The organism is Enterococcus sp. AZ196 (assembly GCF_050498845.1).
GTDB lineage: Bacteria > Bacillota > Bacilli > Lactobacillales > Enterococcaceae > Enterococcus_A > Enterococcus_A murrayae.
The window spans coordinates 1,884,036-1,908,621 of sequence record NZ_JBIPAM010000001.1 but is presented as its reverse complement, the minus strand read 5'-3'; the positions used below and the strand labels follow the sequence as shown (position 1 = coordinate 1,908,621).

At 42.4% G+C, this 24,586-nt stretch carries 21 protein-coding genes; 16 read left to right on the top strand and 5 right to left on the bottom strand.

The features are described 5' to 3' along the window. Positions 1-67 precede the first annotated feature (67 nt). From IGI67_RS09295 to IGI67_RS09255, 9 genes are all read left to right on the top strand, one after another. Positions 68-1,684: an HAL/PAL/TAL family ammonia-lyase gene (locus IGI67_RS09295; RefSeq protein WP_429957508.1), complete on the top strand. Its 1,617-nt coding sequence runs from the start codon at positions 68-70 to the stop codon at positions 1,682-1,684. Between the two features lie 15 nt (positions 1,685-1,699). Beyond that, the gene (locus tag IGI67_RS09290; protein WP_429957507.1) at positions 1,700-2,629 is read left to right on the top strand and encodes a nitronate monooxygenase; all 930 of its coding nucleotides are present in this window, start codon (positions 1,700-1,702) and stop codon (positions 2,627-2,629) included. A 272-nt stretch (positions 2,630-2,901) separates the two neighbouring features. Then, entirely contained in the window at positions 2,902-4,011 is a 1,110-nt protein-coding gene (locus IGI67_RS09285) for a hypothetical protein (protein ID WP_429957506.1), read from the top strand. Positions 4,012-4,287: 276 nt separating this feature from the next. Then, a complete protein-coding gene (locus tag IGI67_RS09280) occupies positions 4,288-5,112 on the top strand; it encodes a class I SAM-dependent methyltransferase (RefSeq protein ID WP_429957505.1) in 825 nt (274 codons plus the stop codon). A 59-nt stretch (positions 5,113-5,171) separates the two neighbouring features. Then, positions 5,172-5,864 (top strand): aspartate/glutamate racemase family protein, encoded by a 693-nt coding sequence (locus IGI67_RS09275; protein ID WP_429957504.1) that lies wholly within the window; start codon positions 5,172-5,174, stop codon positions 5,862-5,864. Between the two features lie 13 nt (positions 5,865-5,877). After that, entirely contained in the window at positions 5,878-7,101 is a 1,224-nt protein-coding gene (locus tag IGI67_RS09270; protein ID WP_429957503.1) for a glycosyltransferase, read from the top strand. A 72-nt stretch (positions 7,102-7,173) separates the two neighbouring features. Next, complete coding sequence (locus IGI67_RS09265; RefSeq protein WP_429957502.1) at positions 7,174-7,965, top strand: MerR family transcriptional regulator; 792 nt, start codon at positions 7,174-7,176, stop codon at positions 7,963-7,965. An 85-nt stretch (positions 7,966-8,050) separates the two neighbouring features. Continuing rightward, on the top strand, positions 8,051-8,734 hold the full coding sequence (locus IGI67_RS09260) for a transposase (protein WP_429956748.1): 684 nt from the start codon (positions 8,051-8,053) through the stop codon (positions 8,732-8,734). 17 nt (positions 8,735-8,751) lie between these two features. Next, complete coding sequence (locus IGI67_RS09255) at positions 8,752-9,633, top strand: IS3 family transposase (protein WP_429956747.1); 882 nt, start codon at positions 8,752-8,754, stop codon at positions 9,631-9,633. Between the two features lie 133 nt (positions 9,634-9,766). Here the strand turns inward: IGI67_RS09255 and IGI67_RS09250 are convergent, their stop codons facing one another. Beyond that, positions 9,767-10,333, bottom strand: coding sequence for a hypothetical protein (locus IGI67_RS09250; protein ID WP_429957501.1), 567 nt, complete (start codon positions 10,331-10,333; stop codon positions 9,767-9,769). A 332-nt stretch (positions 10,334-10,665) separates the two neighbouring features. Between IGI67_RS09250 and IGI67_RS09245 the strand changes: the two genes are divergently transcribed. After that, a complete protein-coding gene (locus tag IGI67_RS09245) occupies positions 10,666-11,817 on the top strand; it encodes a hypothetical protein (RefSeq protein ID WP_207109158.1) in 1,152 nt (383 codons plus the stop codon). Positions 11,818-11,893: 76 nt separating this feature from the next. Here IGI67_RS09245 and IGI67_RS09240 read toward each other — a convergent pair whose 3' ends face one another. Next, on the bottom strand, positions 11,894-13,189 hold the full coding sequence (locus IGI67_RS09240) for a PTS sugar transporter subunit IIC (protein ID WP_242550370.1): 1,296 nt from the start codon (positions 13,187-13,189) through the stop codon (positions 11,894-11,896). A gap of 333 nt (positions 13,190-13,522) precedes the next feature. Then, positions 13,523-14,236 carry a GntR family transcriptional regulator gene (locus tag IGI67_RS09235; protein ID WP_207109160.1) on the bottom strand — a complete coding sequence of 238 codons (714 nt, stop codon included), beginning with the start codon at positions 14,234-14,236 and terminating at the stop codon, positions 13,523-13,525. Between the two features lie 222 nt (positions 14,237-14,458). On the opposite strand from IGI67_RS09235, the gene IGI67_RS09230 reads away from it, so the two are divergent. Next, on the top strand, positions 14,459-15,877 hold the full coding sequence (locus IGI67_RS09230) for a glycoside hydrolase family 1 protein (protein WP_429957500.1): 1,419 nt from the start codon (positions 14,459-14,461) through the stop codon (positions 15,875-15,877). A 69-nt stretch (positions 15,878-15,946) separates the two neighbouring features. Here IGI67_RS09230 and IGI67_RS09225 read toward each other — a convergent pair whose 3' ends face one another. After that, a complete protein-coding gene (locus tag IGI67_RS09225; RefSeq protein WP_429957499.1) occupies positions 15,947-16,279 on the bottom strand; it encodes a hypothetical protein in 333 nt (110 codons plus the stop codon). A 142-nt stretch (positions 16,280-16,421) separates the two neighbouring features. Then, positions 16,422-18,356 (bottom strand): BglG family transcription antiterminator, encoded by a 1,935-nt coding sequence (locus tag IGI67_RS09220; protein WP_429957498.1) that lies wholly within the window; start codon positions 18,354-18,356, stop codon positions 16,422-16,424. A gap of 254 nt (positions 18,357-18,610) precedes the next feature. On the opposite strand from IGI67_RS09220, the gene IGI67_RS09215 reads away from it, so the two are divergent. From IGI67_RS09215 to scrK, 5 genes are all read left to right on the top strand, one after another. Beyond that, the gene (locus IGI67_RS09215) at positions 18,611-19,072 is read left to right on the top strand and encodes a PTS sugar transporter subunit IIA (protein WP_429957497.1); all 462 of its coding nucleotides are present in this window, start codon (positions 18,611-18,613) and stop codon (positions 19,070-19,072) included. Continuing rightward, positions 19,069-19,392: a PTS fructose transporter subunit IIB gene (locus IGI67_RS09210; RefSeq protein ID WP_010746876.1), complete on the top strand. Its 324-nt coding sequence runs from the start codon at positions 19,069-19,071 to the stop codon at positions 19,390-19,392. The genes IGI67_RS09215 and IGI67_RS09210 overlap by 4 nt, the downstream gene beginning before the upstream one ends. Positions 19,393-19,410: 18 nt before the next feature. After that, entirely contained in the window at positions 19,411-20,511 is a 1,101-nt protein-coding gene (locus IGI67_RS09205; protein WP_207109165.1) for a PTS fructose transporter subunit IIC, read from the top strand. Between the two features lie 345 nt (positions 20,512-20,856). Next, positions 20,857-23,532, top strand: coding sequence for a mannosylglycerate hydrolase (gene mngB, locus IGI67_RS09200; protein ID WP_429957496.1), 2,676 nt, complete (start codon positions 20,857-20,859; stop codon positions 23,530-23,532). Between the two features lie 26 nt (positions 23,533-23,558). Beyond that, the gene (gene scrK / locus IGI67_RS09195; RefSeq protein ID WP_429957495.1) at positions 23,559-24,437 is read left to right on the top strand and encodes a fructokinase ScrK; all 879 of its coding nucleotides are present in this window, start codon (positions 23,559-23,561) and stop codon (positions 24,435-24,437) included. Positions 24,438-24,586: the final 149 nt, after the last annotated feature.

Genomic DNA, 24,586 nt, shown 5'->3' with positions numbered 1-24,586 from the left:
GTTTTAGCTGCAGCAAAATATGGCAGGCAATTTTAAAGAATATCCTTAAAGGAATAGGAGTGAAAAAATGGAAACAATCGTATTAGATGGGTCAAATTTGACACTAGAAGCTGCTTGGTTAGTTGCAAAAGAAGATGCTGAAGTCAAAATTACTGATGAAGCAGCACAAAGGGTAAAAAATTCCTACGAGTTGTTAATGGCAGGAGCAGTTTCAGGTACGCCGGTCTATGGACTAACTGTTGGGGTTGGATTAAATAAAGATCAAAAATTATTCGATGCGGACGGCGAGTTGTCTCCAGAGGTTTTAGCAGCATCAGAAGAATTTAATCGGTCAATGCTGCGGTCGCATTCAGCCGGTATTGGGAAATGGATTCCGAATCACTTGGTTCGCTTATCCATGGTTATACGCTTAAATGCGATGTTGAATGGACAATCGGCAGTTCAGTTTAGAGTGGTTGAGCTGTATATTGAATTTTTGAATCGCGGGATTACTCCTTGTATTCCAAGTCGTGGAAGTATGGGAGAAGCCGACATCATGCTGGCCTGTCATGTAGGGCTCGTGATGATGGGGGAATGGCGAGCGGATTATCAAGGAGAGATTGTTGACGGAGCGAAGGTGCTGGACGTGAATGGTTTAGCAGCATTGGTTCCTGTTGGTAAAGATGGGCTAGCCATTTTATCTAATAATAGTATTTCGACAGCTTATGCTCTTGAAGGTGCTCATAATGTTAGACAAACGTTAGATGTTAGTCCTTTGGTTTTTGGGTTAAGTTTAGAAGGTTTGAATGGCAACATCGCCCCAATCCTGCCACAGCCGATAGGTGTTCGTCCGTTCCCTATGCTGGCAGAGACTGCGGAAAAAATGCGTGACGCTCTGAACGGCTCTTATTTGTGGCAGCGAAATAGAAGTCGTCCGCTGCAGGACCCGCTTTCATATCGAACGACGGTCTATACATTATCCGAAGCGGAGCGCGCATTAAGTGATTTGGAGGAGCTGCTATTTATTCAAATCAACAGTTCAGATGATAATCCAAGTGTGATCGAAGGGGCTAGTGAAGAGTATAGAGAATTCGATCAAATCGCACAGTATTTTGTGGAAGCAGAAAATATTTTTGGAGGAATATTCCCGTCAGCAAACTTTGAATCGTTGCCGATTTCTCTAGCGGTGCAACGTTTAAGTATAGCTCTAGGCCATGTTTCTCACAATGTGATCCAACGTTGTCTGCGTTTAGAGGAGGCAGAATTTACAGGATTGCCGCGTTTTCTGACTGTTCCTGAAAATAAAGGGCATGGTTTTGGTTCTCTGCATGTGCCGATCGTTGCCTTGCATGGGGAGATCGTCGCATTAGCGAATCCAATATCTTTGAATGTCCAACCTGTTGCTGGAGGTGTTGAAGATACTGGGACGAACTGTTTGCAAGCCGCACAACGCCTATTGGAAATCAACGAAAGCCTTAATTACATCTATGGAGTTGAAATGATGCATGCAAGTCAGGCTGTTGATTTGCGACTAAAAGAAGAGTCATTGACTTTAGGTATTGCGACCAAATCTTTTTTCGCTGCGTATCGTGAGCATGTATCATTTGTTGAACAAGATCGAATTTTTACAATTGATATGGAAGCATCAAAAGTCTTTTTAGAGAATTATGCCTCTAACAAAACGAAAGAGAAAATTTTAAATTAAGAAGGGAAAGTAATCATGAAGAAAATCACAGAGCTTTTAGGAATCCAATACCCAATTTTTCAAGGTGCCATGGCACAGGTTTCAAAATACCAATTAGCTGCAGCAGTTTCAAACGCAGGAGGTTTGGGAATCATCGCATCTGGTGGAATGAGCGAGGAGCAGTTACGTGAGGAAATAATCAATTGTAAGAAATTGACCGATAAACCATTCGCTGTAAATATTATGTTGATGGCACCGAATGTTCCTGATATGGTGAAGGTCGTGATTGAACAAGGTGTAAAAATCGTGACAACTGGTGCTGGGACGCCGAAGAAATATATGAAGGATTTTAAAGAAGCAAATATTAAGGTGATTCCAGTTATTCCAAGTGCAAAGCTTGCCAAGAAAATGGAGGACTTGGGGGTCGATGCGGTGGTCGCTGAAGGTTCTGAAGCAGGTGGTCATATCGGGGAGCTTTCAACGATGGTTCTATTACCTCAAGTAGTTGAAGCTGTTAATATCCCTGTCATAGCAGCTGGAGGAATTGCAAACGGGAAAGGAATGGCTGCTGCCTATGCATTAGGCGCTCAAGGACTTCAAATGGGTACGGCCTTTATGCTGGCAGAGGAGTGTCCAATTCCTCATAACGTCAAAGAATTTATAGTGAATGCCGAAGAAATGGACACAGCTGTGACAGGCAGAAACGGCGGCGCACCGGTTCGCAGCTTGAAAAATAAAATGATCAATCAGTATATTCAATGGGAGAAAGAAAACATGCCTAGAGAACAATTAGAAGAATTGACCATGGGCTCCGCACGAAAAGCTGCCGCAGGAGATATTGAAAATGGATCGGTTATGGCTGGCCAAGCCTCAGGTTTGATCAATCAAATAAAACCAGCTAAACAAATTATTTCTGATATTTTGAGTGATGCAGAACAAACGATCAATGCTTTGCAATTTGGATAAATTATTAACTCAGCACAAAACCCGTTAAGATATTGTCTTAACGGGTTTTGTGTCGTGACTTTATTGAGGTAAGGAGAACTTTTGCAACAGTCAGATAATGAAATTATTCTTTTTTTCTTGGGTCAATTTAAAGGAAGCAGGAATAGTTTTCACATTCAAATTTATTAAACCATATAATCAAAAAAATTTGTGTTCAAGAATCCTTATCTATATGATGAGATTAAGAATATGCATAAAAAGGGTTTCATTTTTTATAGAAGGAGATTGGTAAGATGAAAAAGTTTCGAGTGATTATGGTTTTGGCGGTAGCTCTAGTCTTTTTTACTGGATGTAAAAAGCAGACACAGAAGGAATTTTCTGAAGAGTTAGCAAAGCAGGGGGATATGAATGCGGGGGAATATTCGGCTGTGATCGATAGGGTAGCAATTGAAGGCGAGGATGCGGATAAACAAACGCGTACGTCGATTTATAAGATAGAAAAAATGATCAGCGGGACGAAAATGTCAGGAAATTATCAGATCGATTTCAAGAAAAAATTGTTGGCGATGGATTTATCGATTGATGGTCTGGGAGAGAAGTTCCCTATTGAGCTGTACGTCGATGGGAAACGGCCATCTCTTTATATAAGTACTGATTTTATACCGGAATTGGTAAATACAATCAAAGCCTTCAATCCAGATGTTCCAGTTGAAGCGAAGCAATTTGATGATTTAAAGGGAAAATACCTGTTTGATGATCAAAAAAAATCAAAAGAAAAAGGCGATGCTAAGACAGATGCAGATACCCTTAGCGGAACCCTCAATTCACAGCTGTTCAGTGACTACCTGAATACCTTAGACCCAGATTCCTTTGAGAAGCAGGAGGATACGATCAAACGGACTTTCACTAAGAAGGATGTTCAGAACTTTGTCAAATACGCAAAAGAAAATGGCGACAAAGAGGAAAAGAAGGATGCTGAAAAGCTAGAGAAAAAGCTTAAGGATGTAACTGGCTATAAGCAGACGATTACTTTAAACACGAAAAAGCACACGCAAAAAAGCGTTATGAAGCTTGCGGTCAAAAATAAGGACATGACAGTTAAGCTGGATATGACAGTGAATAATCAAGCGAAGAAATCAGATAGAAAGATCAAATTGCCAAAAGCAGCCGATACGGTCTCGATGGAGGAGTTCCAAAAAATCATTGAAGATGCTCAAAAAAGCAGCACGATGATCTCTGAAGAGGATTTCAACGATCTGCTGGAAGTGATTAGACGCAATGGAAGTCAGTTATCACAACAGCAAATCGAGCAGTTCAAGAGTACCTATAAACCATATTTGTCTGAGGAACAATATAAACAGCTTGAAGAAGCATTAGAACAAGCGGGGCAGATGGCCACATAAATAGCAGGATCAATCATTTCGGGTGATTGATCCTGTTTATGGATTTATGCTAAACTATTACTGACGACAATCACATGAAAAAAGACAAGAGGCGATTTTGGTCCGGCGCACTACTCATTACGCAACTGAAGTAATTTAGTGAAACGTGGAAAAGTATTCTGACATCAAATAAACTGAAAATTTTCGCGAGAAAAGCCAGTTTATTTGTTGTGCAGAAATTTTCCACGTTTTTTTGTTGCCTGTTGGATTGTCGTCAGTCGGAAAGAGGAATATAAAATGATCAACAAAATTAAGAGAAATGTACCGATATTTAGCCAAAGTCAAGATTCGATTTGGCTGGATGACCATTTAGCACCACAAATGTTAGCCGCTCACTTGGATACCGAATTTGATGGCGCTACTAGAAATGCTGAATATATCAAGCGCTCGATGGAGTGGCTGACAAAAAAATGCCCGGCACAGGATTTTCCGCAGTTATTGGATCTGGGGTGCGGCCCTGGAATCTACGCGGAGAAATTTTTTGAAGCGGGATATCACGTAAAAGGAATTGATTTTTCAGAATTGAGTATCGCTTATGCGCAGGAATCAGCGGATGGGAAAAAATACGATATCGATTATCAATGCGGAAATTATTTGGCAGAAGATTTAGGCAGTGAACAATACGATGTGATTGTTCTGATTTATTGTGATCTAGGTGTTTTTTCACCAGAGGACCGAAAGCGTCTGTTTAAGAAGGTAAATCGGGCGTTGAAAAAGGGCGGACGCTTCATTTTTGATGTCTTTACTCCAGAGAAATATAAAAGCTTTGAGGCTGCAAAGACTTGGCAGCTGGAAGAAAATAATTTTTGGACGAAGGAAGCTTGTCTGCATTTATCCGCACAGAAAAGATATCCAGGAACGAACACCTACTTGGACCAGCATTATTTACTGTATCCCGAAGCGGTCAAGGAATTTTTTATCTGGGAAACGGTTTTTGCGGCTGACGAGCTTTTAGCAGAATTGAGTGCGTGTGGTTTTGCTGGCAGTGAAGCTTTTGGCGATCTTCGCGGGACTTCGTATACAGCTGAATCAGAAACACTTTGTTTGGTCGTCGAAAAATAGGAGCGGACACCTGTTTCTTGCTATAATGGAGAAATAATCAAGCAGGAAGAGGTGGAAGGATGAAAACGATTGGATTATTAGGAGGAATGAGCTGGGAAAGTACGGTGACTTATTATACCCGGATCAATGAACTGGTCAATCAACAATTAGGCGGACTGCACTCCGCAAAAATCAAATTGGCAAGTGTTGATTTTGAGGAGATTGAAAAATGTCAGGTGGAAAATGAATGGGAAAAGAGCGGTGAGATCCTTGGCAAGGAGGCACAGCGCTTGGAACAAGCAGGGGCTGATTTTCTGTTAATCTGTACGAATACGATGCACAAGGTTGCCCCGCAAATCGCGGACTATTTATCAATCCCGATCCTGCATATCGCTGATGCGACGATTGCGGAGCTGCGGTCTAAAAAAATCAAAAAAGTCGCTCTTTTAGGGACGAAATATACCATGACGCAACAGTTTTATAAACAGAAAATCATAGATAGCGGAATCGATGTATGGATTCCTAAGGACGCAGACATTGAGAGCGTGAATCAGATTATTTTTGACGAATTGTGTCATGGCAAAATTTTGGCTGAGTCCAAGGAACAATTTATTACGGTGATCAATCAAGCGATCGAAGCAGGTGCAGAAGGAGTCATTTTGGGCTGTACAGAGATTGGTCTGTTGATCCAGCAAGCGGATGTGACTATTCCGGTGTTTGATACGACCGAAATCCATTCCCAGAAGGCAGTCGAACGAGCTTTGGCAGATTGAACGAGGCGTTTTGATGAAGACAATTCTTTTTGCGCCAGCAACCTTTAATTTAGCGGAAACGACACGTATGATTGAAATCGCCAAGGTTTTACGGCAGGACTACCATTGTGTTTTCTGCGGATTTTCCGAAACGTATCTTGAACTAATCAAAGAAGAGCGCTTCGCAGTTTCTTTACTGAGTCCTAAGCTAACCGTGCAGCAAGAAGCAGCAATCATGAAGTTTGATCAAGGGAAGAGCTTGAAAAATCCCTTTACCTCTGAGCTAGTGGCTGAACGTATCGCGAGTGAACTGACAGTGATCAAGGAGCTGGCACCCAGTGTGATCGTGACTGGCAGTAATGTGACGATTTTTTTATCTGCCCGCATTGCTGAGATTCCTTTGGTTTATGTCAAACCAATCGCGATGTCACGGCCGTATTTCAATAATGAAGCGGTATGTGTGCGTCCAAGTCAGCTGGATAAAAGCTATCTGCCGGCGGCTGCACTTTGGAAGGCGTTCATCAAGGTATCGAAACATCTAACGTGGAAACCAGGAGCCTTCAAGAAGGCGGCTCGCAGCTACCAACTGGCATTACCTAAATACACATTAGATCTGCTGGACGGTGACTTGAATTTGATAACCACTCATCCGGCCTTTACTGAGGAGCTGGAGTTTCCAGGCAACTATCGATCGGTTGGTCCGATTTTTGCTCGTTTGCCGTATGAAATTCCGGCTGAAGTTCTACAAGTGGTCAAACGTGCGCGTGAAAGAAAAAAAGCAGTCGTTTATTTTGCCATGGGAAGCTCCGGCAATCGTTCATTGATTGAAACGGTGCTGAAGTACTTTGAGCAGACAGATATCGAAGTGATCGCCCCCATCAGAAATTACGTACAAGATACTGCCGTGGCAAGCAATATTCATGTATTTGATTGGCTGCCGGCTTTGGAGGTTTCTGAGCTGGTGGATTTTTCTGTGATTCACGGCGGTGAGGGAACCGTCCAAACCGCCTGTTCCTCCGGCAGACCATTTATTGGGATCGGGCTGCAATATGAACAGGAAGTCAATGTCGCCTACTGTGAAACCTTTGGCAATGCTGTTGCTTTGAGCCCAAAGAAGATTGCTCCTCAACTGGAGGAATGCATTAGAAAAGTTCGTTCCCAAAAAATCAGAGAAAAAGCACAAGAAATGAAAGTGCTGATGAAGGCGGTAAATGGGGCAAAGAGGGCCGCAGAAGAAATCAAACACGATTACCTTTAGTAGACAGCTTGACTTTCCAGCTGCTGGAACCCTTAAACTAAAGCTGTTCAATAGAAGAATGGGGGGAATGAAATGCTAAGTATCAGTCAGTTTTCTCGAGCGAGTCATATTACGCCGAAAACACTGCGTTATTATGATGAGATTGATTTGCTGAAACCAGAAGCCGTGGATCCCAATAACGGGTATCGTTATTACACGAGCACTCAGTTATTGACCGCTTTTAAAATTCAAAAGCTGAAGCAATACGAGTTTCGTTTAGCTGAGATTCGTTTGGCTTTAGAGGACGACTTGTATCTGCTTGAACGAATGACTGAAAAGCGTCAAGAAATCCAGCAAAAAATAACGACTTACCACTCCATTCAGACAGCTATTGAAACAGACATCGCAGCTTTAGCTGAAGGAGGAAGTTTTATGTTTAATCAAGAGCCGCCAATCGAAATCGTTGAAAATGTTGTATGGAATATCATCTCAGTCAGAAAAACGCTGAATATCAAAGACTTTGATCAATTAATGGCAGCCGTCTATCAAAAAGTAAACGAAGAAAAGGCCACACCTGCCTATGCACCATTGACTTTGTATCACAGTCCTGAATATACGCCTGAAAATTATGATGTTGAGATTGCGATCCCGATTTTGGAGGAAGAGTTACGAACACGCCAGCTACATGCGGAGCGCTGTGTGAAATATCATTTTCACGGAAACTATCAAGGGCTGCCTGCTGCTTATGCGGAAGCCGCGAAATGGATCGATGACAACGAGCATGAAATCACTGATGCTGTTTTTGAAATCTATTTGACGAACCCAAGTGAGGTCCCCGCAGCTGAAAATGAAGTGGATATTTATTTTCCGATAAAAGCTAAATAAGGACTAAAAAGGCGGCCAGCTTAATTGATATGCTACCCCTAACTAGGACAAAGAAACAATTAAATCTTAGTTAGGGGTTTTTAGTATGGGAAAAAGAAAGATGTCAGGGACTCCAGTAGAACGAGTGGCTATTGTTGAACAGTGTTTAAATGGAGAGATTAGTAGAAGCCAAGCTGCTCAGAAAGCTCAAGTAAGCATTAGAACGATTCGCAGGTGGTGTATTCTCTATGAAAATGAAGGACCAACTGGATTGCTCGCTACCAAGAAAAATAAGCATTATTCTAAAGATCTAAAATTGACAGCTGTTCGGGATTACTTAGATGGTAACAGAGGCCTTGATCAAGTTGCTCAAAAATATGGTTTAAGAAGTGAAAGGCAACTTCGAGACTGGATTAGGATATATAATACTCATGGAGACTTCAAATCAGAAAGTGGTGGAAGTAAAGTGAGACAAACAAAAAAATTCAGTCTAGATGAACGAATCGAAATGGTCCTCTATTGTATTGCCAATGAGTATGATTATAGCGGGACAGCTGTTAAGTACCAAGTGAACTATGCCAATTTATACCAATGGGTCAAACGATATGAAGAAAAAGGCAAAGCTGGTTTAGAAGATCGGCGAGGGCGACGCAAAGCCAAGCAAGTTAGCCGAACGCCTGAAGAAGAAGCGCAGATCAAAATCGCCCAACTGGAAGAACAAGTAAAGGACCAACAGATGGAGATTGATTTATTAAAAAAAGTCAGGGAATTAGAAAGGAGGGATCACTAGGACAAGTCCGAAAAATCGTGTCTTACGAAGCAATCAAAGAGCTTCACGAGGAAAAAGGCTATGCCATTCTCCCAATGTGTAAACTTTTACAGGTTACCCGTTCTGCTTATCTTCGTTGGATCAAACATCCGTATAGCGAACGAACAGTGGAAAATATGGAATTAGCCAAAGTAATCCGAACGATTCATGACGACCATCCAGAAAAAGGCTATCGCAGTATAAATAATACACTGAATCGAGAACATGATATCCATGTAAATGACAAACGCGTCTTGCGGATCTGCCGACACGAAGGCATTCAGTCAACGATTAAACATTCAGCCAACAGTATCACGAAACGTGCGAACCAACCCTATCATGTTGCCGAGAATATCCTAGATCGGAAGTTTACTGCTGAAGCGCCGAATCAAAAATGGCTGACCGATGTCACGGAGTTCAAATATTATGTGGGACCTGAAGTGAAGAAACTTTATCTAAGCGCCATTTTAGATTTGTATGATCGTCGTATCGTCTCTTACGTGATTCGGGATACGAATGACTTGAACCTTGTTTTTGATACCTTCGATCAAGCAGTTGCCCTTGAACCAGACGCTCATCCGCTCTTTCATAGTGATCGCGGCTTTCAATATACCCATGTGAATTTTTACAAGAAAATCGTTAAAGCAGAAATGACGCAAAGCATGTCTCGAGTAGGAAAATGTATTGATAACGGACCAATGGAAGGCTTTTGGGGGATTCTCAAACGCGAACAGTATTACGGCAGAAAATTTATCAGTCGCGACGAATTGATGACAATGATCGATTCTTATATCGACTACTATAACAATGGTCGCTATCAACGAAAACTGCACATCTTAACACCGATGGAATACCACAACCAATACTACGAAGCAGCTTAATGATTGTTTAGACGCTTCTTCAAATAGAAAAAAGCTGCCTTTCGCTAACCGAAAAGCAGCTCATAAACTCTTTAAATATTTCATTGTCCTATTGACGGGGTGCCCACCAAATCAACAGCTGGCCGCCCTTTTTTTAGTGATTTCGTTTACGCATAAAGAGTCCGGTAATCAGTCCCAATCCGCCACAAGCCAAGAGAGTGACGATTGTAATAAAGCTCATCTCAAGCACATCGAATACACCTGTTTGATTAGTGACAATGTTGGTTATAAGGACTGCTGGAATTGCTGTTAGCGAAGCGACACCTAAGCATGAGCCCATGTTCCAATGTAAAAGTTTTCGAATCCCGATATTGATCCAAAAGTAGGCGATCCACGTCAGCGCGATTGGCAGACCAATCGGCAGTAACCAGTAAACAGGTGCATCTACAAAGTAATCATTGATCGTTCGCTCAAGTACCATAAAGTAAGGGACAATCAAAAATGTAAAGACCGAAACAGAATGAATCACGCGGGCATTCTTACTAAAAAGCAGTGCATCTAGTAAGGTACCTCCAAAAATCAAACTGCTCCCGACAATTCGAAACCAAGTAAATTGCTGATCAATAGCCAAATTTGTAACTGCTGTTATCGCAAATGCTAAAAAGAATAAAATCCAAAAGAATTTTCTGCCAATAGTCATCGTTTTATCCAACCTCGTCATTTGTTTTTCTCCTCGTGCTCTTTTCTAAAGTATAACAGTCTTTATTTTTCCCTGATATCAGACTTCCGACTCATTTTTGACTATGTCTGCCTTTTTCGTCGGTAACGTCTATAGCTAGAATAGGTCTTGAAAAATGTGTATAATCATTATTAATGAAAGCGCTAATCTTAATATTAAGGATTTAACAAATAGTTGGAACGCCAAACTATTATAAATATATTTAATTAAAATGAACGGGTTGTTAAGTTGAGACGAACAAGGAACATGCGGATTGTCGGAAATCAAAAAAAGTATACTGGGCTGATCGAATAAGGATTTAGGAGGAAATGAGAATGAAAAAGTATTTATCAAGTGTTTTTGTCGCAGTCGCTTTACTGCTGGGATGCGCGCTATTTGTCCATGCTGAGGATGTTGCAGCTGCTACTTTGTTAAGAGTTTATAATCCCAACTCAGGTGAGCATCATTACACAGCAAATACAAATGAACGTAATCATTTGGTAAAGGTTGGCTGGCGAAATGAAGGAACCGCCTGGGAAACACCTGCGAAAGGAGCGGCTGTTTATCGTTTGTATAATCCAAATAATGGCGGTGATCACCATTATACTGTTAATGCAAATGAGAAGAACCACTTAGTAAAAGTTGGTTGGCGTTATGAAGGTGTCGCATGGCAGTCTGGAGGCTCCGTTCCGGTTTATCGCTTATACAATCCTAATGCAAAGACCGGAACCCATCATTACACATTGCATGCTAGTGAAAAAAATCATTTAGTAAAAGTCGGCTGGCGTTATGAAGGAGTGGGCTTCTATTCTACCTCAAGTCAGGCAGGAAATAATAACTCCGGCTCCGGAGTCGCTCCAAGAAAAGTGGATGTAAATATCACTGGACTTGGCGGTGTTGAGCAGGGTGTTTCTGGTTCATATCGTTTATTGTATTCAAATAAACCTTTTGATCAAGCCAATTTAAGTGGGAATGCAACAATCGATTTTTCAGCAAATGTTACAATGACTGGAAATAAGAGCGACTATGAAATGCAGTTTGTTGTGGCGGGAAATGGCAAAGCCTGCGGTCAAGTTGGGGTAGGGCTGCACTATCAAGCAGGCTCGGATGCTAATTTTGCCCAAGGAAGAATCAACACGACCAATATCAACTTCCCGGCTAACGCGGGTGTGTATGGCCAGCAATACTATTCAGTCAACACCAATGCGCCACGAATTGCTAATGGTCAAACAGTTCACCTGCGAGTGAAGTATTTCGCTTCAGGTTATATGCAAACATTCGTTAACAATACGCTAGTCGGTCAGTACAAAACGAGCTTGACAGCAGGCGGTGGGGCCTATATCTTACATGATACGACCAATACACCAGTCAAAATTCGTAATTTAAAGGTTTTGAGAGACGGCAAAGATGTGACGAAGAGCGGCAGACCATCATTTGCGAATACTAACTATGATCATTCAAGCGGCTCTGTTTCTGGTGCGTATTAAACCTAAAATACTAGAAGAATAAAACAAGAGGCAGGCAAAACTGATTCTTCATCAGTTTTGCCTGCCTTTTTGTTTATTAGCTGATCGTTTTAGCATCCGTTTCGGTTTGAGCCATTTTAGCTGTTACGTGTTCATCAATGCGTAGGAAAGGCAGATAGATAAACACACTTACTGCGATGATAATAATTTGCAGTACTGCTGCGCGCCAATCGCCTCCGGTTGCTAAGAATCCTGAGATGACCGGTGGCGTGGTCCAAGGTATTTGAACAACGACATGATTGATCAATCCTGCGGCTGTTGCAAAATAAGCCGTAACCAATGAGAAGATCGGAGCTAGGACAAAGGGAATGATCAAGCTTAGATTAAACACGATCGGCAGACCAAAGATGATCGGTTCACTGATATTAAATAGGGCTGGAGTGACGGACAATTTAGCGAAATCCTTGTAATCTTTTCGACGGCTAAAAATGAAGATTGCAATTAATAAAGCGATCGTATTTCCCGAGCCGCCCATTACAGCGAATGTATCCTTAAAGGCCATATTGATAATGTGAGGAATTTGTTCATGGTTGGCATACGCCGCCATATTTTCCTGCATATTTTGCAACAGGAATGGGTCAAGCAGTGAACCAGAGATAACCGCTTGGTGGATACCGAAGCCAAAGAACAGGTTCGCGATCGAAGTGATCAAGACGAAGCCAGGCAAGCCAGTAGTGATGTGGCTCAATGGGCCTGTGATCGCTTTAGTGATCAGACCATTCACATCCATGTTGAAGAGCTGGTTTACACCAAATGAAAGAATCGCAAATACTGTGACGGTGATCATGATTGGGATCAATACGTTGAATGATTTCAACACAGCCGGCGGGATATTTCCCGATAACTTGATCTGTAATTTTTCATTGGTCGATAATTTGATAAATAGTTCAGTGGCCAAGAGACCAACAAAAATGCCGACGAACATGCCAGAAGCACCAGTATGTGAGCCAGGTATAACGCCTGTGACCTCGATGGCTTTCTTTGCATTTTCGGGTGTGAACATTGTTTTCATCGGTGTCAAAACGATGAATGTTGAGATCGACACTAAAACTGCTGCGATATGATTTGTATAATTTCTGCTGACACACATATGATAAGAAACTGCAGCAACGACTAGCAGTGTGGTGATACTCAACGTGCCGTTGGCGATCGACATCCCGATTTCTTGGACCTTCATCAAAGTGGCAGGATCAATGATTTTTCCCATGAACCCAGTCGGTTCGAGGATAACGTAGTTAATCAGAGTAACGAATCCGGCCAGCATCATAAAGGGCATGAAAGTAGCAAATGCATCACGCAGTGTCCGCATATGGATTTGATTGCCTAGCTTCATCGCGATAATACCAAAACGTTCAAAGAGCTGTTCCTTTTTATTTGTTTTCTCCACGGTTAGATTCTCCTTTTTCCATTTAATGTGCTCATTTTCCAATTAGCTGCCATTCAAACTAAAGTATCTTCTCCTTTTCTTGTATTAAATACTTTTTGGGTGTTCCTTCCGTATTCTGTGAAAAGCTAAAATGGTCTCCTAAATAGATTATTGCTTGTAAGCACTTTCCTTGGTTACATAATAAAACGGATTCTGTAAAAAGTAAATACCTTTTTTAAAAAATATATATCTTTGTTCAATGGGCAATAAAAAAAGAGCTGAATTTTCCAGCTCTAGTGCTTAATTCTCAACAAACACAGCTTCAAAAATAAAGTCTTGATACAGATGTCGCGTGATGGAGTATTCAAAAGGTGTGCCGTTTGCAAGCGAGACACTCTTTTCAATCTCGATCATAAAATCTCCGATATCTATTCCTAGGATTTTGGCATCAAACTCCGTTGCCAGCACTCCTTTCATCCAAACATGAGAGGCGTTGATCTCTAAGTGCAGCTCCTCGCGAATATAGGAATAAACGGATTTTTTTAGATGCTTTGGTTCCAATCCAGGGATAATGGATAGGGGCATAAAAGTCTGTTCCAATGAGTACGGCTGCTGATCAACAAAACGGCTGCGGACGATATTGTAGACGTATTCCTTCTCATCCAGCTGCAATTTCTCAGCCACTTTTTTTGAAGGCAGTTCAATCGAAAATGTATGGATCTCAGAATCAACGTGGTCCTCACCAACTACACTCATTAAGCCTTCGCTAGGACCGAATACTTTTGAATTATCGATAGGCTTTCGTAAAACCTCTGTACCAAAGCCGCTCCGGCTATGAAGAACCCCTTCAGAAACGAGCATATCCAACCCTTTTTTAACAGTTAGCTTACTAGTGTTATACTGTTTCGCCAGTTCAGGACCGGTCGGCAACTTTTCTCCGATGGCATAAGTACCATCCTCCACTTTTCTTTTTACGTCTAAATAGACTTCCATATATTTGGCATTCTTTCTCATCGCTACCTCCTTGAACAAGCAATTAAAGATATAAATAATTATATACTTTTCCCATGTTTTAGCAATGCTTTTCCCGGTAAAAGAATAAATAAGTTTTAAAGATATATATTTTTAAAATAAAAACTATTCCATTTTTCGAAGAGCGATGGTATGATGAAATGGCATTCAAGAAAGCGTCAACTTTTTAGAAAAATGAATCCACTCAAGATAAAGGAGGATACAATGAATAAACAACAATTAACATTTCCAAAGGATTTTTGGTGGGGCTCTGCTTGGTCAGCGGAACAAGCAGAAGGTCGCGGTGAAACAGGAAAAGCAGAGACTGTGTGGGAGCGTTGGTATAAAGAGCAGCCCTATCGTTTTTATCAAGGCATCAGTTCAGAGACGACGACCGATCATATCCATCGGTATAAAGAGGATGTACAGCTGATGAAACAAACGGGGCATAATTCATTTCGGGTCTCGATCTCTTGGGCACGGATGTTTCCAGCAGATGGTATAGGTGAAGCCAATCCAAAGGCGATCGCATTTTATCGTGAGCTATTTACCGAGATGAACGAAAACGGTATTAAGGTATTCGCAAACCTGTATCATTTTGATATGCCTGCAGTCTTACAGGATAAGGGCGGCTGGGAATCAAGAGAAGTCGTGGAGGCGTATGTGCACTTTGCCGATACTTGTTTTAAAGCGTTTGGTGATCTGGTGTATCATTGGTTCACCTTTAATGAACCGTTAGGGCCGATCTTGGGTTCCTATTTAGAAGACTTCCATTATCCTAATATCATTGATTTTAAACGCGGAGCACAGGCTGCTCATTTTACTATCTTGGCTCACGCCAAGGCGATCGCGGCACACAAAAAGCATCAGTTAGACAGTAAAATCGGGGTCATTTTAAATTTGAGTCCAACATTCCCGCGAAGCCAGAATCCTGCCGATGTGAAGGCGGCAGAGATTGCGGATCTATTTTATGTGCGGAGCTTTCTCGATCCGATGGTTAAAGGGGAGTATCCAGAAAAGCTGGTGGCACTTTTACGGGATCATGACCAGCTGCCAGCGGATTATACAGAAGCAGACTTGGCTTGTATCAAAGAGAATACCGCTCAAATCTTAGGGTTGAACTATTATGAACCGCGCCGTGTAAAAGCCCGCTTAACAGCTATTAATCCAGAAGGGCCATTTTTACCTGACTGGTTCTTCGAAAATCATGTGATGTCGGGTCGTCGGATGAATGAATACCGCGGCTGGGAAATCTATGAAAAGGGCATTCACGATCTGTGTATGGATATTAAAGAAAATTATGGAAATATCGAATCCTTCATCTCGGAGAATGGAATGGGTGTGGCAAATGAAGAGCGCTTCATGGATGAGACGGGGCAGGTGATCGATGATTACCGCATCGAGTATATTCAAGATCATTTAGCGTATCTTTGGAAAGCAATCAATGATGGCTGTAATATCAAGGGCTATCATCTGTGGACCTTCATTGATTGTTGGTCATGGATCAACGCGTATAAGAATCGCTACGGCCTAGTTTCACTTGACCTGCCGACACAAAAGCGGACAATCAAGAAAAGCGGAGAGTTTTATAAACGGCTCAGCGACCAGAACGGCTTTGAGTATGATGTTGATCGGCTAGTATAACAAATAAAGCAATCAATCTTTTCAGACTGATTGCTTTATTTAGCGTTTTTAGAATCATAATAAGACGTATCAATTTAAATACTCTTTTCTAAGGAAGGCAAAAGGCGGCTTGCTTATTTTGCCGTAGATATCAGGAGTCAGGCAGTCAACATGGACATCTGGGTAGGCATCCAGCTCTTCAGCATACTCCTTCAGCATTGGAACTAAAAGCAGTCTATCAATATCAAACTTCCGCAGTATCTGCCTAGCTTCGGCTATCGTAGCAGGGCGCCAGTCATGATCCGGAAATAAGTCCGCGATATTTTTGATCATATCGGAAGTGGCGTAATCCGTTGCAAGAGAGCCCCAAAGCTTATCCTTTTCCGGTTTATAGTGGTGGACAATCAGCAATGCTTTCTTCATAAGAAGTTCCTCCTTTAGAAAAGCTGGGAAAACAGGGATTTTATACGTAGCCTTATTCTAACCAGCAGGTCCGGCTATTTCAAATATCAAAAGCAGTTTTATCCTTTTAAAATCGAGGAGTTGGGAATTTTCCCAGCTCCTTTTATAATTGCTTGATATGGGTTAAAAAGCTTTGATAGTCGCTTTGCTGCAGGATCGCCTGTTGAATATCTTCTCGTTCCATTAATTCCAAGAGCAGGCTGTAAATTTCTTCAGTGTCTTCGTAATCCTCTTTACTGATGGCAAATAGAAAGACGAATTTTACCAGATCGCCGCTGCCCCAATCCACGCCATTAGGAATGACGGCTACAGATACAGCGGAACGTTTAGCTGATAAGGACATAGGGTGAGGGATCGCCAGCCATTCATTGATATTCGTTTGATTGATCGCTTCTCGTTTCATAATGCTGTCATGAAAATCCTCTGGAACGAAATTTTTTTGAACCAAATGCTGAGTTATTTTTTTGAGCAGCTGCTCTTTGCTTTCACTGTCCTCATGAAGATAAAACTCTTTATGAAATAAAGAATAGATCTCGCTTTTCGCTCCTTTAAAATTTTCTATAAAGGGTTCGATTTTAACGATTTCTTTATCTAATTTTGCCATATTAATGTAAATGTGAGGAATACTCAATTGCTCCAGCGGCACTGTCGTGATGACAAAATCAACAGCTGCTAGATCACACTGCTGCAGCTCTACATAGGAAAGACGATCCACTACCTCGATGGTTTCTTGATAGTACTTATTAATCTTGGCCTCAATGATGCGGCTCATGGCACGGCCGGTTCCGCAAACAAGGATCACTCGATATTTCCGATGATTGCTGCTGGAGTTCCTTTCCATTGCACCTGCGATATGGAGGGCGATATAGCCGACTTCATCCTGTGAGAAATACAATCCGTGTTTTTTGCCCAATATTTCTAAATGAGTCAGGCATAGATCATAAGCCTGCGGAAAGGACTTTTTGATGGTAGCCAGCAAAGGATTGCTGCGTCGTGCTTCCATTAAATTCATATTGATAAAGCCTTCGATATGAGAAGTCAGGTCCTCCACCAGCATCTTATCTTCGAGCCAGTCAAAATTCGATGTCCCCTTGATGGCCTGAAGCAGCTCAGCGACGATCGATTGGGCTGTCTCGGTGGAAGAATGACTGGTCGCTTCGGTCTCAACTAACCGCGGCGCATTCAGAGCTAAATAATAGGTAAAGTATTCCTTTTCTTCATTTGTTAACTGGACATCAAACGCTTGGTCAAGCTCAGCTATAAAATGACGCAGTGCCTTTTGAGCGTGCTGCTTTAGGCTTGGCACACGTAGAGGAAACTCAGACATTTCATGGCCCGCTAAAAAGCGGCTGAGCGCCAACGCAAAGTGAGAAAGGATATTTTTATGGTAATAATCAGAATCCAATAACTCCAAAGGTGCAAGAGAATCCAACTCCAACTTTTGTAAGAGCTCCAGGTCGATATTATCAAAGAGAGCCAATTCCATCTCTGTGAAGCCGATGAGGTACTCCTGCAAATCTTTTTCGATCAGCAAATCACTGATTGCCTGCCGTTTCGCAAATTCATTTCCTAAAATCTCAAAACCAATGTTCGGACGATTGACGATTTTTAATTGATAGGTCAACAAGTTGTCGCGGGCAGTTTTCAAGTAGGAATAAAAGGTATTCTTACTAATGAACAGCTGATCCAAAAAGTCATCCAAGGATAAAGGGTTTTCATTTTTAAATAGAAGAAAGAGCAAATAGGCCTGTCGTTCTTCACTGGTGGTTAAAAAGGAATCCGCGGAAGACATACTTTCTGTCCACCAATCGTTGAACTGTTCCTTAGAATGAACCGTCAGCAAATATCCTTGTCCTCGAACAAGAGTGATCGCGGCACCAACATTGCTTAATAGATCATTGAGATTGGCAATATCTGTCCGCACGGTTCGCTCGGAAATCGAAAAGCTCTTGGCTAACTCCTTCATCGGCAGCGGTGCAGTTTGTTTGGCTAATAATTCTAATAGGTCATCTAATCGTTGATAAGCAAGCTTCGACACCTTGGTTCACCTCCGGTACTTAACCCAATCATACAATATAGAAGAAAAGATTGAAATCGTTCCGCCGTACTGCAATTTTCCAAAATAGTTGGCAATCCTTTTGGAAAACGCTTTACTAATGATTGCCAAATTAGTTGGAAATTGGAAGTGTTTACATGAAGGACAGAGGATCGTAAAGTAAACGTGTAAAGAGAAACACAACCCCATTCGTCATCCTGAATGGGTACTCAAATGACAAGAAAGGAGCTTCCGATATGGACTTTAAAGAAAACAATATCCTTTTAGATGTGGCGGTCGCCTCGAAAGAAGAATTATTTGAAGTCATTGCGAAGTATGCTTATGAATCGGGGTATGTCGCGAACGCGGCTGAAACCTGTGCAGCGTTCAATGAACGGGAAGCAGAATATTCTACCGGACTGCAAGACGGCTTCGCGATTCCGCATGCAAAATCCACGGCTGTATTAGAACCGGCAGTATTATTCATCCGCTTACAGCATGAAGTTGAATGGGAGACCTTCGATGATTCTGCGGTAAAAAATGTTTTTGCCTTGATGGTTCCGAAAGAAGATGAAGGAACAGTCCATCTGGAAATGCTGAGTCGTTTAGCAACGGCTTTGCTAGAAGCAACGTTCATTCAGCAGATTCAGCAATCAGAAGATAAAACAAAATTAGTCGAATTGATCAAAAAAGAAATGATTGGAGAGAGGATCATATGAAAATCGTAGGAATTTCCGCATGTCCGGCAGGCTTGGCACACACACCGATGGCAGCAAAAGCTTTAGAAAAAGCAGGGGCCAAATTGGGCTATGATGTCAAAATCGAACAGCAGGGGTCATTGGGACAAGTCAATGAGATCACCGCAGCAGAAGCAAAAGAGGCAGATTTTTTACTGTTGGCGACAGATCAAAAGGTCGTCGGTTTGGAACGTTTTGAGGGGAAACCGCAGCTTCGAGTGAATATCAACACCTGCATCAAAGCACCAGAAGCTGTTTTGAAAAAATGTATCGCTGCTGTTCAACAAAGACAGGCAAATTAAAGAAAAGGGGCAAGGATAATGAAGAAAGTTCTAGCAGATTTAAAAGGCCACCTGATGAGTGGAATCAGTTTTGTACTGCCGTTGATTATTGGAGCGTCTCTAGTCGTTGCGATCCCGAAAATGATCGCGTTGGGCATGGGGATAACGAGTTTAGATCCCTATGCAGAAGCTGAGGGCTTCAAGCACGCACTTTATCTGATCGAACAGGTTGGTTGGACCGGGATCGGCTTGATCAATACTGTATTAGCTGGATTTATTGCTTATTCTATTGGAGACAAAGCCGCGCTAGGCGCTGGGTTTATCGGCGGTGCGGTTGCGACGAGCACAAACGCCGGCTTCTTAGGTGCTGTAATTGCCGGATTTTTAGCTGGTTACTTAGTAAAATGGTCGAAAGAAAAGATCAAATTACCGGAATCCTTCTCAGGTGTTATGCCGCTAGTGATCCTGCCGTTGATTGCCACATTATCAGTGGCGATCGTAATGGGCGCACTATTATCCGAACCGCTGGCATGGATCAATACTAGTCTTGTCGATTGGATCCGCAACATGATCGAAAATGATGTGAATAAGATCTTGCTTGCGATGATTATGGGGGCAATGATCGGTTCTGACTTAGGCGGACCAGTCAATAAAGCTGCATGGATGGCTGGAAATGTGCTGTTGGCAGAAGGCGTCTATTTACCAGCAATTATTGTAAACGTAGCGATTTGTGCAGTTCCATTTGGGTATGCCTTAGCGACAGTTTTCCATAAAAAACGCTTCAACAAGGAATTGCTAGACGCAGGACGTAACAACTTTGTCATGGGATTCATCGGGATTACAGAAGGGGCCATTCCCTTCACACTGGTTAATCCATTAAAATTAGTTCCTATCAATATGTTAGGAGGCGCGATTGCTTCTGGACTAGGGATCGCATTTGGCATGTACGCAAAAATGCCGCCGGTTGGTGGAATCTACGGCTTCTTTACAGTCGGGAACGGCTGGGCTTACTTGCTAGGGCTATTCATTGGGGCTGCCTTTATTGGATTTGTTGCGCCACTATTCGTTAATTTCAACAAACAGGAAGAAAAAGCAGAAGAGATCGAATTAGACGATATCGATATCAGCTTTGAAAACTAAGCCAAAATTTTGCTAAACCAGATAAGAAAAAAATGAATAGGCACTGACGGTGAAAAACGTTGAGTGCCCTATAGAGAAACTACATTCTTTACAAGTTAAATAATTATTATGAGTGTTTTGATGTCCGGTTTCACGAACTAGCTTTTTCGGCAACAAGCGAAAATTTTGTTGCTCAGCTAACTCCAATGTAGGAAATCATTTTTCAAAAATCGCGAAAAATGCTTCTGACTGTTGTTATGCATACCATTCCGCTAATCACGCTAAAGCGTGAAGTAGAACGGGTGAAAAGCTGAACGAGTTCGTGAAGCCTTTCTTATTATTTTAATAAACGAGAGGGATTTTTGTATGAAAAAAACAGTACACGTCGTACCTCACAGTCATTGGGATCGGGAATGGTATTTTACCACCAGTCGTTCAAAGGTGTATTTGATGCACGATCTGAAAAAGGTTTTGGAGCAGCTGGAAAAAGAGAATCCATACGAGAGCTTCATTTTAGATGGCCAAGCATCTTTGCTGGATGACTATCTGAAATGGCGTCCGCAGGATAAAACAAGGATCGAAAAACTGGTCAAGCAGGGTAAGCTGATCATCGGACCATGGTATACCCAAACCGATCAGCTGGTGATTTCAGGCGAAAGCATCGTCCGCAATATGCTGTACGGGATGAAAATCTGTGAAGAATTCGGCGATTATATGAATGTCGGCTATGTGCCGGATTCCTTTGGCCAAGCCGCTAGTATGCCGCAGATTTATCGCGAGTTCGGTATCAGCGACACAATGTTTTGGCGTGGTGTGAGTGATGATGATGTGGCACATACGGAGTATAAATGGCGCGGGGAGGATGGTTCAGTAGTCAATGTTTATCAAATTCCTAGCGGCTATTACATTGGCGGTGCGATCCCAGAACGGGAAGCAGATTTAGCGGAGTTCTTACACCAAGAACCCTTTAAGACGACTTGGGGACGCAGTGCAACGGATCAGGTCTACTTTCCGAACGGCTTTGACCAAGCGCCGGTAAGAGAAAACCTGCCAGAGCTGGTCGATCAGATGAATCAGCTTTATCAAGATGAATACGAACTGCAATTTTCGACGATCGAAAACTATATCGAAGCAGTGAAAGCTCGTCAGCCTGAGCTGGAGGAAATCGCCGGTGAATTGATCAATGGCAAATTGATGCGTATCCACAAGACAATCTTCTCTTCCCGCCCTGATTTGAAGGCGATGAATACTCAGATCCAGCACTATCTGGTGAATGTGATGGAACCTGTTTTGACGATGGCGCTGCAATTAGGCTTCGAGTATCCAGTAGAAACGGTCAAGGAAATTTGGAAGCTGATGTTTGAAAATGCTGCCCATGATTCGATCGGCTCCTGTGTATCTGATACGACCAACGAAGATGTCTATATGCGCTACAAGCAAGCACGAGATATTTCTATGAACTTAGTGGAGCTGACCCTGCGTCAAATCGCGACGGCAATCAATAATCCGCAAGCGCAGGAAATCACGCTTACGCTGTTCAATACTTATGACACCGCGCGTGAAGGCGTGATCGAAGCAGAAGTCTATTTACCGCAAAAAGAATTCGCGCTCCTTGACCAAGCGAGGAATTCTCTGCCGTACACGATTTTAGAGCTGATCGATCAAACAGAGTATGTCTTGAATCAAGGCAACGTGCTGAATTCGGTCAAGGAAATCTATCTGCCGGAAAAGGTTTATAAAGCCAGAATCGCGATTGAAGCCAGCGAAGTACCAAGTGTCGGCTATACGCAATTAACGCTCGATCTCAAAGGTGACAGCAGTGCACCATTACAAGATCTTTCAAAGAAAACCATCGAAAATGAGTATTATCGTATCACTATGAATAAAAACGGCTCATTGGATATTTTGGACAAAGCCAATGAGGTTCTCTATAAGAACCAAGGAATCATTGAAGAAAATGGCGATGATGGCGACTCCTTCAACTATTCGCCGCCTGTTAAGGATTTTGTGGTTTCATCGGCGGATGCAGAACCAACAATCACGATTCGGCAGTCAGATATCTATCATTCCGTAAAGCTAGAATTTTTACTAACGGTTCCTAAAAATTTAACTGAACGTGCGGAGAAAAAGGTTTCTGTGGATATGCCGCTCGTTTTTGAACTCGCCTTAAAGAAAAACTCGTCGATCATTGATTTCAAACTGACCGTTGAAAATCAAGCAGTCGATAGTCATCGTGTGTGTGTGCTATTTGATACCGGGATCGCTTCGAAATTCTCGATCGCTGATCAGCAATTCGGTACGCTGCAGCGCCCAGTGATCTTTGAAAAGGAAATGGCACTTTGGGAAGCCAACAAAGAGCAATGGAACGAACAGCCGATTGCGATCGAGACATGTCAATCATTTGTCGGTTTATTCGATGAAGCACATGGTGTTGCGGTCATGCCAAAGGGTGTGAGGGAGTATGAAATCATTGGCGAAGAATTCGATACGATTCGCCTAACGATCTTCCGAACCTATGGCTTTATGGGGAAAGAAAATCTGATGTACCGTCCAGGCCGGGCTTCCGGTGAAACGGTGATTGCGACCCCGGATGCGCAATGTCATAAGACTATGAGCTTTGATTTTTCGGTGGCTTATGTTGCAGCAGGCTTTGATCAAGCAAATGTGGCCCAGCTGGCGAAACAGGCAGTAACCCCGATCGAAGTCTATCAATATGCGGAGTTTTTGAATTCTCGGTTGATTTTCACTTTGGGTGATGTCGCGCAAACCTTGCCTGCAAATTTCAGCCTTTTAGAAATCACAGGCAATTTAACCCTAAGTGTCATAAAAAAAGCCGAAGATCGCCCAGGCTATATCCTGCGTCTTTATAATGGATTATTAGCAGAAGCAGGCCAAGCCGCGATCACCTTCAATCACCCAATCAAACGAGCAGAAAAAGTTGACTTGAAAGAAAAAACAAAGGAACCGCTGACAATAAATAATGATACAATAGAGCTTGAGAGCATCGGGCACGCGAAATTCGTGACCCTGTATGTGGAATAAATCTAAATGATTGTGAGTGAAGCTTAGTGGAAAAATTATTTGGCGGGATCGAAGCCGGCGGTACAAAATTTGTTTGCTCAGTGGGAAATAATGATCTAGAGATCCTAGATCGGGTCAGCTACCCAACGACGACACCCGATGAAACGATGAGTTTAGTGATCGGATTCTTCAAGAAATACGCAGATCAGCTAGTCAGTATCGGTGTCGGTTCATTCGGTCCGATCGATATTCATCGCGATTCAAAAACTTACGGCTACATCACTTCAACACCAAAATTAGCGTGGCAGAATTATAACTTTGTCGGTGCGCTGAAAAAAGAATTTGATTTACCGATTGCCTGGACAACAGACGTAAATGCGGCCTGCTATGGCGAATACGTGAAGGGCCGCGGCGATGGGGTCAACAGCGTTGTATACTATACGATCGGTACAGGTATCGGCGGCGGAGCCCTGCAAAAAGGGAACTTCGTTGAAGGCTTCAGCCATCCGGAAATGGGTCACGTGCTGGTAAGCCGTAATCCAAAGGACGATTTTGAAGGAAGCTGTCCCTTCCACGGTCATTGCTTAGAGGGCATGGCAGCAGGTCCAGCTATTGAAAAACGGTTAGGCCGCAAAGGGCAAGACCTGAGCGAGGACGACCCATATTGGGAGATCGAGGCGGATTACATCGCACAATGTGCATACAACACGACTTTGATGTTTTCGCCAGACGTGATCATCTTTGGCGGCGGTGTGATGCAGCAGGAGCACTTAGTCAAAAAAGTTCGCGCCCGTTTCAAAGAATTAGTCAATGAGTATGTGAAAACACCTGATTTGGAAGACTATATCGTGACCCCGGCACTTGGTAACAACGCTGGTACGATCGGCTGTTTAGCTTTAGCCAGAGAAGTAAAATTACATTCATAGATAGCATGAGAGCCGCCAATCGTTTTTGGCGGCTTGTTTTATTTTGCTATTTCAGCGCCTGCGATACGAAAAAATAAGCAGGACTTATCACGAGTTAGGCGTATTTTTTCTGATTTGATTGAAGAATTGCTATAATTTAAATGAAAAAA

Excerpts from the sequence above, each read along its gene's own strand:
- IGI67_RS09295 (WP_429957508.1), top strand. The coding sequence starts at position 68 with ATGGAAACAATCGTATTAGATGGGTCAAATTTGACACTAGAAGCTGCT.
- IGI67_RS09290 (WP_429957507.1), top strand. The coding sequence starts at position 1,700 with ATGAAGAAAATCACAGAGCTTTTAGGAATCCAATACCCAATTTTTCAA.
- IGI67_RS09285 (WP_429957506.1), top strand. The coding sequence starts at position 2,902 with ATGAAAAAGTTTCGAGTGATTATGGTTTTGGCGGTAGCTCTAGTCTTT.
- IGI67_RS09280 (WP_429957505.1), top strand. The coding sequence starts at position 4,288 with ATGATCAACAAAATTAAGAGAAATGTACCGATATTTAGCCAAAGTCAA.
- IGI67_RS09275 (WP_429957504.1), top strand. The coding sequence starts at position 5,172 with ATGAAAACGATTGGATTATTAGGAGGAATGAGCTGGGAAAGTACGGTG.
- IGI67_RS09270 (WP_429957503.1), top strand. The coding sequence starts at position 5,878 with ATGAAGACAATTCTTTTTGCGCCAGCAACCTTTAATTTAGCGGAAACG.
- IGI67_RS09265 (WP_429957502.1), top strand. The coding sequence starts at position 7,174 with ATGCTAAGTATCAGTCAGTTTTCTCGAGCGAGTCATATTACGCCGAAA.
- IGI67_RS09260 (WP_429956748.1), top strand. The coding sequence starts at position 8,051 with ATGGGAAAAAGAAAGATGTCAGGGACTCCAGTAGAACGAGTGGCTATT.
- IGI67_RS09250 (WP_429957501.1), bottom strand. The coding sequence starts at position 10,333 with ATGACGAGGTTGGATAAAACGATGACTATTGGCAGAAAATTCTTTTGG.
- IGI67_RS09245 (WP_207109158.1), top strand. The coding sequence starts at position 10,666 with ATGAAAAAGTATTTATCAAGTGTTTTTGTCGCAGTCGCTTTACTGCTG.
- IGI67_RS09240 (WP_242550370.1), bottom strand. The coding sequence starts at position 13,189 with ATGAAGCTAGGCAATCAAATCCATATGCGGACACTGCGTGATGCATTT.
- IGI67_RS09235 (WP_207109160.1), bottom strand. The coding sequence starts at position 14,236 with ATGAGAAAGAATGCCAAATATATGGAAGTCTATTTAGACGTAAAAAGA.
- IGI67_RS09230 (WP_429957500.1), top strand. The coding sequence starts at position 14,459 with ATGAATAAACAACAATTAACATTTCCAAAGGATTTTTGGTGGGGCTCT.
- IGI67_RS09225 (WP_429957499.1), bottom strand. The coding sequence starts at position 16,279 with ATGAAGAAAGCATTGCTGATTGTCCACCACTATAAACCGGAAAAGGAT.
- IGI67_RS09215 (WP_429957497.1), top strand. The coding sequence starts at position 18,611 with ATGGACTTTAAAGAAAACAATATCCTTTTAGATGTGGCGGTCGCCTCG.
- IGI67_RS09210 (WP_010746876.1), top strand. The coding sequence starts at position 19,069 with ATGAAAATCGTAGGAATTTCCGCATGTCCGGCAGGCTTGGCACACACA.
- IGI67_RS09205 (WP_207109165.1), top strand. The coding sequence starts at position 19,411 with ATGAAGAAAGTTCTAGCAGATTTAAAAGGCCACCTGATGAGTGGAATC.
- mngB (WP_429957496.1), top strand. The coding sequence starts at position 20,857 with ATGAAAAAAACAGTACACGTCGTACCTCACAGTCATTGGGATCGGGAA.